Consider the following 9,368-nt stretch of genomic DNA (forward strand, 5'->3'; position numbering starts at 1 on the left):
GTTCATTTCGCCGCCATGGCGTCGCCATGAATCGCCCGCTAGCTTGGTTCCATTGTTTCACCAGTCCTTGGAGGACATCCGATGCGCCACTTCTCGCTTGCTTCCCTCTCCGCCGCGGCTCTTGCAATAGGCCTGCTCGTCTCGGCCCCTTCGATGGCGCAGACGCCGGCCCCCGCTACATCGGGCAAGATGGCGCCGGCCCCGGCCGCCAAGGCGGCGCCTGCCGAATCGAAAATGGCGCCGGCGGCGAAGGCCGATGAAAAAATCGATATCAACACCGCCAGCAAGGAAGAGTTGATGGCGTTCAAGGGGATCGGTGACAAGTATTCGGACAAGATCATTGCCGGCCGTCCCTATGCCAAGAAGGATCAGCTGGTCTCGAAGAACATCCTGCCCGAGGCGACCTACAAGAAGATCTCCGCCCAGATCATAGCGACGCAGCCGAAATAAGCCTGTCGCTTTTCCGATTGAAACGCATCGGCGCTCTGCGCCGGTGCGTTTCGCTTGTCTGATGCAGGAAGGCGTAGGGTGGGCAAAGCGAAGCGTGCCCACGTCTTTCATCGTCTCTGAAGGGCGTGGGCACGGCGCAAGCGCGCCTTTGCCCACCCTACTTCGTCACGTCGCCTTCATCGGCGGCGCTCTCAGCCAGCGACACCGGCTCCAGATGATAGCGCTTGACCAGCGGCATCTGGGTCAGCGCGAAGATCATCGTCAGCGGCACCATGCCGAACACCTTGAAGGCAACCCAGAACTCGGTGGTCTGGGTGCGCCAGATCGCTTCGTTCAGCACCGCCATGGCGGCAAACCACAGCGCCCAGCGCAAGGTCAGCATCCGCCAGCCCTGGTGGGTGAGGTTGAACATCTGGTCGAACATGATGGCGATGAAGGAGCGGCCAAACAGCAGCCCGCCGCCCAGGATCGACGCGAACAGCGCGTAGACGATGGTCGGCTTCATCTTGATGAAGGTCTCGTCGTGCAGGACCAGCGTCAACGTGCCGAATACGATGACGACGACCGCCGTCACGATCGCCATCATCGGCACATGCTTGGTCACCACGTAGGACGCGACCATCGCCACGATCACCGCTACCATAAAGGCGCCGGTGGCGACGAACAGGTTCGATTTCGCATTGGCGACGAAGAAGATCAGCAGCGGCCCCAGTTCGGTGGCAAGCTTGAACAGCGGGTGCGGCATCTTCTTGTCGAGGATCTCAACCTTGCTCATCTCAGCTCTCGATTCAATTTTCGATTCCTGCAATCGCCTGCGCAAAGTCCCGCGCGGTGAATGGCGCGAGATCGTCGATCCCCTCGCCGACGCCGATGAAATGCACCGGCAGTTTGAATTTCTCCGCCAGCGCCACCAGGATGCCGCCGCGCGCGGTGCCGTCGAGCTTGGTCATGACGAGGCCAGTGACGCCAGCCATACGATGAAACGCCTCGACCTGCGACAGCGCGTTTTGTCCCACCGTGGCGTCCAGCACCAGCAGCACCGCGTGCGGCGCCGAGGCATCGACCTTGCGAATGACACGAACGACTTTTTCCAGTTCGATCATCAGTTCGGCCTTGTTCTGCAGCCGGCCGGCGGTATCGATCAGCAGCACGTCGCGCTTGTCCTCGCGCGCCGCGGTCACGGCGGTAAAGGCGAGGCTCGCCGAATCCGAGCCCTGCGCGCCGGCGATCACGGGCGACTTGGTGCGCTCGCCCCACACTTTCAACTGCTCGATAGCCGCGGCGCGAAACGTGTCGCCGGCGGCGAGCATCACGCTGCGGCCTTCGGCGGAAAGCTTGGCGGCGAGCTTGCCGATGGTGGTGGTCTTGCCGGAGCCGTTGACGCCGACCACCAGGATCACGAAGGGCTTCTGCTGGGTGTCGATGACCAGCGGCTGGGCCACGGCCGACAGCACCTTCTCGACCTCGGTGGCGACCACGGTCTTCACGTCGTCGGCGGAGATCGCCTTGTCGTAGCGGCCATGGCCAACGGCGGCGGCGATCCGTGCCGCCACTTCGGTGCCGAGATCAGCGCGCAGCAGCACATCCTCGATGTCGTCGAGCATGGCGCGGTCGAGCTTGCGCTTGGTGACGAGGTCGGCGACCGCGGTTCCCAGCGAGCTCGAGGTGCGTTTCAGGCCGCTGGAAAGCCGGCGCCACCAGCTCAGTTTCGGCGTTTCAGGAGTGTCGTTCATGTCGGCGCTGTGTTAGCCGTTTCGCGCCATGAACGAAAGCCAAGACGAAATAGAGGCCGAAGCCCGGCTGCCCCGCACCGATGCGGTCGAACTGACCGAAGCCGAGATTTTGGCACGGGTGCTGCACCGTGACGGGCTGATGCTGGTGATCGACAAGCCGGCCGGCCTGCCGGTGCACCGCGGCCCCAAAGGCGGCGCCAACCTGGAAACCTCGTTCGAATTCCTGCGTTACGGCCTGCCGCGCGCGCCGGTTCTGGCGCACCGGCTCGACCGCGATACCTCGGGCTGCCTGGTGCTGGGCCGCCACCGCAAGGCCACGGCGTCGCTCGGCCTGCTGTTCAAGCACAGCCGGATTTCCAAGACCTACTGGGCGGTGGTGGAAGGCGGCCCGGCCGAGGACGAGGGCATCATCGACATGCCGCTCGGGCGACTGAATGCCGAACGGGGCTGGTGGATGAAGCCGGACGCCGAGGGCCTGATGGCGGTGACCAATTTCAGGGTGCTGGGGCGCGGCGCCGGCCTGTCCTGGATGGCGCTGGAACCGGTCACCGGGCGAACCCACCAGTTGCGCGTCCACAGTTCGGCGTCAGGCTGGCCGATCGTCGGCGACAACATCTATGGCACCGGCCCCCGCTTCGGCGAACCGACGCTGCACCTGCACGCCCGCGAGATCGTGATCCCGATCTCACGCAACAAGGACCCGATCCGCGTGGTCGCGCCCGCCCCGCCGCATCTGCATGAGCGGCTGCGGGCGTGCGGCTGGAATGGGGAGTAGGCTGTTTTTTCAGGCCGCCGCCCCGAACAGCGCCGGATCGAAACGTCCCTCATATTCGAGCTCTGCCGGCCCGGTCATCAGCACGTGGTCGTCGCGCTCGCGCCATTCGATGGTGAGTTCGCCGCCGGGCAGCGTCATGTGCACCGTGCGGTTGGTGCGGCGCAGGCGCGCGGCGGCGACCGCGGTCGCGCAGGCAGCCGAGCCGCACGCCTTTGTCAGGCCGGCGCCGCGCTCCCAGGTTCGCATCACGATGTGATCGCGGTCGATGATATGCGCCAGCGTGATATTGGCGCGCTCCGGGAAGATCGGATGGTTTTCCAGCAGCGGCCCGAACTTTGCGAGGTCATAGGCCTCGACATCATCGACCCAGAAGATCGCATGCGGATTGCCCATCGAGACCACCGAGGGCGTGTGCAGGATCGGTGCATCGATCGGGCCGATCTGCAGTTCGATGCCGCGGGTGTCGCGAAATTCTTCCGCCAGCGGGATGTCCTGCCAGCCGAACTTTGGCGCGCCCATATCCACCGTGTAGAGCTCCGGCGCCGGGCCCTGCCAGCAATTGATCAGGCCGGCCCTGGTCTCGAAGGTCAGCGCGGTCTTGTCGCCGCCGAGGAAGCTCTGGCGCGCCACGCAGCGCATGCCGTTGCCGCAGGCGCCCGATTCCGAGCCGTCATTGTTATAGATCGAGACAAAGGCTTCGGTGCCGGCCAGTCGCGGCTTCTGCAGCACCATCAACTGGTCGTAAGGCACCCCGGCAGGCGCCGCCACGGCGCGAGCGTCGTCGGGCGTCACGGCGCCGGACCCGTCGCGCAGGTCGATGACGACGATCTCGTTGCCGATGCCGTTCATCTTGGCAAAGGCGTGGTTGGCCAGCGCGCTCATGTCATGTCCCGTGTTCCCGGCTTTATATGGCGAAGCGCGGCGGATTGGCCAGTGCGGCAAATCCATGGCGGCGATTTTCATGCGGCCATCGCGTTTGGGGCAGGGGACGAATGCCGTGGCTGCGTGTTACCATCGGACAAATCGCGCATTGACGAGGCGTGCGCCGCCGGACGCGCGCCGACGGCTATTGGAGACTACTGAATGATCCGCTCTCGCCTGCTTGGCCTCGCCGCATCCGCCGCGCTGCTCCCGGCCGTCGCGCTGTCCCTGAATGTCGCGCTGGCGCAATCTCCTCCCGCCACGCCGCCGGCGGCGACAACACCCGATACCCCCGTGCCGGCCCCCGCCGTACCCGCGCCATCAGTCCCCGCGGCGCCCGCGCCAGCGCCTGCGGCGCCAGCCCCCGTCGCTCCGGCCACCCCGCCCGCGGCGGCGCAGGCCCCGGCCGTGACGCCCGTCGTTCCCCCGGTGCAGGCCGCCGATCCGTTCGGCGATGAAATCACGTTAACGGCGAAGCCGGTCCTGACCTTCAACGGCAAGGCAAACTGGGATTCAGCGTTCGAGACCCTGATGGATTCGTTCAAGCAGCTGACCGCGCTGCTCGACAAGCAGGGCATCAAGTCGTCCGGCAATTCGATGATCGTCTACACCTCCACCGACGACACCGGCTTCACCTATCTGGCGGAAATCCCGGTGGACCAGGAACCGAAGTCGCTGCCCAAAACCATGAGCATGGCGAAGTCACCGGACGGCAAGGCGCTGAAATTCGTGCACCGCGGCTCCTACGACAACATGGACAACACCTACGAGGCGATCACCAATCACCTCGACGACAAGAAGCTCGAAGCCAAGGATACGTTCATCGAGGAGTACATCACCGATCCCTTGAAGACCGCGGAAGACAAGCTGGTGATCAACGTCTACGTGCCGCTGAAGTAATGATGCGGCCGAGTGGCCATAAAGAAGCCTTGGACACCTCAGAAGGATCGGGAATGAAATATCAGCTCATTCTCGCCGCGCTGGCTGGCGCGCTCGCCGTAACCCCCGCGCTGGCGCAGGTCGCGCCGACGCCGACGATTTCCGTGTCGGGCGAAGGCACCGTATCGGTGCCGCCGGACATGGCGCTGATCGACGGCGGTGTCAGCACTGAGGCCAAGACGGCGCGCGAAGCCTCGGAGTCCAACAACGCCGCGATGGGCAAGGTTCTGCTGGCGCTGAAGGTTGCCGGCCTCGACGAGAAGGACGTGCAGACGTCGCGGCTGTCGCTGCAGCCGCAATATGCGCAGCAGACCAAGCCCGGTCCGAACGTCGTGTCCGGCTATCGCGCCAGCAATCGGGTCACGATCCGGCTGCGCGACGTGACCAAGGTGGCGGCGGTGATCGACACGCTGGTGTCTTCCGGCGCCAACGAGATCGGCGGCATCAATTTCATGGTGGAGAAGGCGTCGAAACTGCTCGACGACGCCCGCGCCGAGGCCATCGTCGATGCCCGCCGCAAGGCGGAGATCTACGCCAAGGCCGCCGGCGTTACGCTTGGCGCGCCGGTGAGCATCTCTGAAGATGGCGGTGGCGCGCCCGCGCCGATGGCGTTCCGCAAGATGGCTGGCGTAGCGGCCTCCGCGCCGATCGCGCAAGGCGAGGAAACGCTGCGGGTGACCGTGAATGTCGCCTGGTCGATCAAGGCGCCGTAGTGTTGTCGTCCCGGCAAGCGAGCGAAGCGAGCGCAAGCCGGACCCATACACGCTGTCGAACTGCTTCTCGATATGGCCGATGGCTTTGCTTGAAGCCATTGGCTCGGAGGTTATGGATCCCGGATCTGCGCTCGCTGCGCGCTTGTCCGGGATGACAATTAAATCTCCACCACCTGTCCCGGCTTTAGCGCGACAAACCGCTGCCTCGCGACCCCCGCCGCATCGAGCGCGACATCCAGCGCCGTCGTCGGCGCGTCGATGGCCTCGTCGGTAAGCTGGAACGTGCTGTGATGATGCGCCAGCGCCTGCTGCGCGCCGCAGTCGGCGAGCGCCTTCACGGCGTCTTCCGGATTCATGTGCTGGTCCTGCATAAACCAGCGCGGCTCGTAGGCGCCGATCGGCAGAATCGCCAGCCGCAATGCACCATGGGCCTCACGGACGCGGCGGAAGTGGATGCCGTCGCCATAGCCGGAATCGCAAACGATGTAGATCTTGCCGGCCGGCGTCTCCAGCACGAAGCTGGCCCACAGCGACTTGTTGCGGTCGAACAGGCCGCGCGCGGTCCAGTGCCGCGTCGGCACCAGCGTCACCGCCAGCCCCCCGCCAAGTTCGACGCGGTCGTGCCAGTCGAATGCCTCGGCCCGGATCGCGCTGTCGCCGCTGCCCATGGTGACGTCGTTGCCGAGCGGCGTGATCACGCGCGGGTTGAATTTGGCGGTCAGCCTGGACAGCGTCGGCAGGTCGAGATGATCGTAATGGCCGTGCGACACCAGCACGGTGTGGATGTCAGGCAGCTTCTCGAAAGCGATGCCCGGCGCATTGTGGCGCTTCGGCCCGGCGAACGAGAATGGCGACACCCGGTCGGACCATACCGGATCGATCAGGATGTTCTGTCCGGCGGTCTGGATCAGCCAGCTGGCGTGGCCGACATAAGACAGCCGCACGCCGGAATCGACGTGCGGCGGCGGGGTGTCGGCGTGTTCGTTCTCGACCCAATCCGGCCAGGCATGGCGGTTGCGGCCGCCGCCGAACTGCCAACGCAGCACCTCGCCGAGCGTCTTCGGCGGCACGCCGTCGGGGTCGAAGAAGGTCTTGCCGTCAAAATGGTCTGAGACGGGGCCGGTATAATTGGTCATGCGAGAAGCCCAGAAGGCCGACAGCCCCGCCGCGGCGGCGAGGCCGCCGAAGGACGCGAGAAGCTTGCGGCGGGTAAGGATCATATTACCGATGGTGGTTGGATAGTAGCGGTGCGGAACGGGAGGTGAGCAGTTACTCACATCTAGGCCGACTTGCTGCAAAATCCAAATTTCTACATCCTTCCAGCCCGGGACATCGAAAATATCCTTTATGTTGAATGGGTTGGCATTTCCCGGACGAGCCGATCGGTCTAATTTCTTGACTCGACCCACGTCCGCACTGTAAATCCCCACCAATTCTCGAAAAGTTTTCTTTTCGACCCGCCGACCGGCCCTTTGAGACCGGAGGTCAACGCCCGACAGCGCGATGCGCCCTCGGGCGCAAAAGTGTTTGGTTTATCGTCCATCATTCGGATGGCGACGCAGGGTGCGATGATCTGATGTTCGACAATCTGTCGGAAAAGCTTGGCGGAATTCTCGACCGGTTGACCGGGCGGGGATCGCTATCCGAAGCTGACGTCGATGCCGCCATGCGCGAAGTGCGCCGTGCGCTGCTCGAGGCCGACGTCTCGCTCGACGTGGTGCGCGATTTCGTCGAGCGCGTCCGCGAGCAGGCGATCGGCGCTACCGTCGTCAAGTCGGTCACCCCCGGCCAGATGGTCGTCAAGATCGTCCACGACGAACTGGTCAAGACGCTCGGCGCCGACGGCGAAGGCGGCATCGATCTCGTCGCCGTGCCCCCGGTCGCCATCATGATGGTCGGTCTGCAGGGCTCCGGCAAAACCACCACCACCGCCAAGCTCGCCCGCCGCCTCACCCAGCGCGACAAGCGCAAGGTGCTGATGGCCTCGCTCGATATCTACCGCCCGGCGGCGATGGAGCAGCTCGCGGTGCTCGGCCGCGACCTCGACATCCAGACGCTGCCGATCGTCGCGGGGCAAAAGCCAGCCGACATCGCCAAGCGCGCGCTGAGCGCCGCCAAGCTCGGCGGCTACGACGTGGTGCTGCTCGACACCGCCGGCCGCACCACCCTCGACGAAGACATGATGTCGGAAGCCGCGGAAATCAAAGCCGCCGCCAACCCGCACGAAGTCCTGCTGGTCGCGGATGCGCTGACCGGCCAGGACGCCGTCAATCTGGCGCGCGCGTTCGATCAGCGTGTCGGCCTCACCGGCATCGTGCTGACCCGCGTCGATGGCGATGGCCGCGGCGGTGCTGCGCTGTCGATGCGTGCGGTCACCGGCAAGCCGATCAAGCTGATCGGCACCGGCGAAAAGACCGATGCGCTGGAAGACTTTCACCCGAGCCGGATCGCCGGCCGCATCCTCGGCATGGGCGACGTCGTCTCGCTGGTCGAGCGGGCCGCAGCCAATATCGACGCTGAAAAGGCCGCGCGCACCGCCGAGCGCATGCGAAAAGGTCAGTTCGATCTGTCGGACATGCGCGAGCAGCTGATCCAGATGACCAACATGGGCGGCCTGAGCGGGTTGATGGGCATGATGCCCGGCATCGCCAAGCTGAAGAACCAGATCGCCTCCGCCAATCTCGACGACAGGGTCGTCAAGCGCCAGATCGCCGTGATCGATTCGATGACGCGGCAGGAGCGCAAGAATCCCGACATCCTCAAGGCCAGCCGCAAAAAGCGGATCGCCGCCGGCGCCGGCCTCAAGGTCGAGGAAGTCAACAAGGTGCTGAAGATGCATCGCAACATGGCCGACATGATGAAGGCCATGGGGCAGGGCAAGCGCGGCCCGATGGCCGGCATCGCGCAGGCGATGGGCTTTGGCGGCGGCGGCATGCCGTCTCAAGAGCAGATGAAGGCGCTGGCCGAGAAGATGCCGCAAGGCGGCGCGCCGGGCGCGATGCCGTCGCTCCCGAAAGATTTTCCGGGCCTGTCAGGCCTGGGCAAACCCACACTGCCGGGTCTCGGCGGTTTTCCCGGTTTCGGGAAGAAGAAATAATACCCGATCATTCACTGCTATCAAACGAACACCTTAAGGAGAATTCCATGTCCGTCGTTATCCGCCTCGCCCGCGCAGGCACCAAGAAGCGTCCCGTCTATCACGTCGTCGTCGCCGACTCGCGCTTCCCGCGCGATGGCCGCTTCATCGAGCGTCTCGGCTACTTCAATCCGCTGCTCGCCAAGGACAACGAGCTGCGCCTGAAGCTCGACATGGAGAAGGTCAAGGTCTGGCTCGCCAAGGGCGCGCAGCCTTCGGACCGCGTGTCGCGCTTCCTCGATGCGGCCGGCGTTGCCAAGCGCGAAGCCCGCAGCAATCCCGAGAAGGCGATTCCGCGCAAGGAGCGCAAGGTCATCGCGGAAGCCAAGGCCGCTGAAGCCGCCGCCGCCAAGTCGGCCGCCGCTGCTGCCGCCAAGGCGAAGCAGGCTTGATGATCGCAGTCTCATTCCCGGCGCGAAGCGGTTTGCGCCGCGCGCCGCGGCGTGAGGCGCGCTTATGACGACATCGCAAATCTGCGTCGCGCGCATCGGCGCGCCGCATGGCGTGCGCGGCGCGGTCAAGCTGTGGACGTTCACGGAAGATCCGCTGGCGGTGACCGATTACGGCCCGCTGAAAACCAAGGACGGCGGCCGCACGCTGGAGGTCGATACCGTCCGGGAGGCCAATGGCCATCTGGTGGCGACCTTCAAGGGCGTCGCCAGCCGCGAGGACGCCGAACGCCTCAACGGCGTCGAACTCTA

10 protein-coding genes and 1 pseudogene are annotated in these 9,368 nt (G+C 65.0%); 7 read left to right on the forward strand and 4 right to left on the reverse strand.

From position 1 onward, the window contains the following. Positions 1–81 precede the first annotated feature (81 nt). Complete coding sequence (locus tag JWR89_RS04865) at positions 82–450, forward strand: helix-hairpin-helix domain-containing protein (RefSeq protein WP_299712426.1); 369 nt, start codon at positions 82–84, stop codon at positions 448–450. Positions 451–607: 157 nt separating this feature from the next. Here JWR89_RS04865 and JWR89_RS04870 read toward each other — a convergent pair whose 3' ends face one another. After that, positions 608–1,225, reverse strand: coding sequence for a septation protein A (locus JWR89_RS04870; protein ID WP_299712428.1), 618 nt, complete (start codon positions 1,223–1,225; stop codon positions 608–610). 13 nt (positions 1,226–1,238) lie between these two features. Then, positions 1,239–2,183: a signal recognition particle-docking protein FtsY gene (gene ftsY / locus JWR89_RS04875; protein WP_299712431.1), complete on the reverse strand. Its 945-nt coding sequence runs from the start codon at positions 2,181–2,183 to the stop codon at positions 1,239–1,241. 139 nt (positions 2,184–2,322) lie between these two features. On the opposite strand from ftsY, the gene JWR89_RS04880 reads away from it, so the two are divergent. Beyond that, a complete protein-coding gene (locus JWR89_RS04880) occupies positions 2,323–2,958 on the forward strand; it encodes an RluA family pseudouridine synthase (protein ID WP_299712451.1) in 636 nt (211 codons plus the stop codon). Between the two features lie 9 nt (positions 2,959–2,967). Here JWR89_RS04880 and dapF read toward each other — a convergent pair whose 3' ends face one another. Then, the gene (gene dapF, locus JWR89_RS04885; protein WP_299712434.1) at positions 2,968–3,840 is read right to left on the reverse strand and encodes a diaminopimelate epimerase; all 873 of its coding nucleotides are present in this window, start codon (positions 3,838–3,840) and stop codon (positions 2,968–2,970) included. 201 nt (positions 3,841–4,041) lie between these two features. Between dapF and JWR89_RS04890 the strand changes: the two genes are divergently transcribed. Further along, positions 4,042–4,779: a GyrI-like domain-containing protein gene (locus tag JWR89_RS04890; RefSeq protein ID WP_299712437.1), complete on the forward strand. Its 738-nt coding sequence runs from the start codon at positions 4,042–4,044 to the stop codon at positions 4,777–4,779. A gap of 53 nt (positions 4,780–4,832) precedes the next feature. Continuing rightward, complete coding sequence (locus tag JWR89_RS04895) at positions 4,833–5,531, forward strand: SIMPL domain-containing protein (protein WP_299712440.1); 699 nt, start codon at positions 4,833–4,835, stop codon at positions 5,529–5,531. A gap of 158 nt (positions 5,532–5,689) precedes the next feature. Here the strand turns inward: JWR89_RS04895 and JWR89_RS04900 are convergent, their stop codons facing one another. Then, positions 5,690–6,751 (reverse strand): MBL fold metallo-hydrolase, encoded by a 1,062-nt coding sequence (locus JWR89_RS04900; RefSeq protein WP_299712442.1) that lies wholly within the window; start codon positions 6,749–6,751, stop codon positions 5,690–5,692. Positions 6,752–7,107: 356 nt separating this feature from the next. On the opposite strand from JWR89_RS04900, the gene ffh reads away from it, so the two are divergent. The 3 genes and pseudogenes from ffh to JWR89_RS04915 all read left to right on the forward strand — a co-directional run. Further along, positions 7,108–8,628, forward strand: coding sequence for a signal recognition particle protein (ffh, locus tag JWR89_RS04905; RefSeq protein WP_299712445.1), 1,521 nt, complete (start codon positions 7,108–7,110; stop codon positions 8,626–8,628). Positions 8,629–8,675: 47 nt separating this feature from the next. After that, the gene (gene rpsP, locus JWR89_RS04910) at positions 8,676–9,059 is read left to right on the forward strand and encodes a 30S ribosomal protein S16 (protein WP_299712448.1); all 384 of its coding nucleotides are present in this window, start codon (positions 8,676–8,678) and stop codon (positions 9,057–9,059) included. Positions 9,060–9,123: 64 nt separating this feature from the next. Then, positions 9,124–9,368 (forward strand): annotated as a pseudogene (locus JWR89_RS04915) (16S rRNA processing protein RimM); the annotation flags it as partial.

This window comes from Tardiphaga sp. (assembly GCF_028290785.1).
In the GTDB taxonomy this organism is placed as follows: Bacteria; Pseudomonadota; Alphaproteobacteria; order Rhizobiales; family Xanthobacteraceae; genus Tardiphaga.

Bases quoted from the DNA above. Each gene is read 5' to 3' on its own strand.
- JWR89_RS04865 (WP_299712426.1), top strand. From the start codon at position 82: ATGCGCCACTTCTCGCTTGCTTCCCTCTCCGCCGCGGCTCTTGCAATA.
- JWR89_RS04870 (WP_299712428.1), bottom strand. From the start codon at position 1,225: ATGAGCAAGGTTGAGATCCTCGACAAGAAGATGCCGCACCCGCTGTTC.
- ftsY (WP_299712431.1), bottom strand. From the start codon at position 2,183: ATGAACGACACTCCTGAAACGCCGAAACTGAGCTGGTGGCGCCGGCTT.
- JWR89_RS04880 (WP_299712451.1), top strand. From the start codon at position 2,323: ATGCTGGTGATCGACAAGCCGGCCGGCCTGCCGGTGCACCGCGGCCCC.
- dapF (WP_299712434.1), bottom strand. From the start codon at position 3,840: ATGAGCGCGCTGGCCAACCACGCCTTTGCCAAGATGAACGGCATCGGC.
- JWR89_RS04890 (WP_299712437.1), top strand. From the start codon at position 4,042: ATGATCCGCTCTCGCCTGCTTGGCCTCGCCGCATCCGCCGCGCTGCTC.
- JWR89_RS04895 (WP_299712440.1), top strand. From the start codon at position 4,833: ATGAAATATCAGCTCATTCTCGCCGCGCTGGCTGGCGCGCTCGCCGTA.
- JWR89_RS04900 (WP_299712442.1), bottom strand. From the start codon at position 6,751: ATGATCCTTACCCGCCGCAAGCTTCTCGCGTCCTTCGGCGGCCTCGCC.
- ffh (WP_299712445.1), top strand. From the start codon at position 7,108: ATGTTCGACAATCTGTCGGAAAAGCTTGGCGGAATTCTCGACCGGTTG.
- rpsP (WP_299712448.1), top strand. From the start codon at position 8,676: ATGTCCGTCGTTATCCGCCTCGCCCGCGCAGGCACCAAGAAGCGTCCC.